Source organism: Billgrantia lactosivorans, from assembly GCF_003254665.1.
GTDB classification, from domain to species: domain Bacteria; phylum Pseudomonadota; class Gammaproteobacteria; order Pseudomonadales; family Halomonadaceae; genus Halomonas; species Halomonas lactosivorans.
On the sequence record NZ_QHGY01000041.1, the window covers coordinates 1 to 392 of the forward strand.

General features: G+C 66.6%; 1 protein-coding gene. It reads right to left on the reverse strand.

Annotated features, from left to right (window positions below; genetic code table 11):
- Nucleotides 1–392, reverse strand: a 392-nt coding sequence (locus DIS04_RS20310) for a type 2 periplasmic-binding domain-containing protein (RefSeq protein ID WP_479688585.1), incomplete at both ends; no start/stop codon positions are given.

Sequence of the window (392 nt, forward strand, 5' to 3'; positions counted from 1 at the left end):
CTCCAGCGAGGGCAGGTTGTCCATGGTGCGGCTCATGTTGTAGGGCACCGAGATGTCGCGCCAGGTGGCGTACTCCTCCAGGTAGCTGACCATGGAGTGGTAGATCTTGGCGTGCATCGGGTCCTCGCAGGCGCCGCGCAGGATCACCTCGTTGGTGATCTCCTGGATCCGCTCCAGGTCCTCGTCGGGGAGCTGGTGGATCTCCACGCCGGCGTCGATGAAGGACTGGGTGCCCTCGGTGGAGCCGCGCTCGGACCAGGCCAGCGACCAGGCCATGGTGGCCTCGGCGGCGATCTTCAGCTTCTCCTGGGTCTCCTCGGAGAGGGCGTCCCAGGCGTCCTTGTTGATCATCACGCCGAACACGCTGGCCGACTGGTGCCAGCCGGGCACGG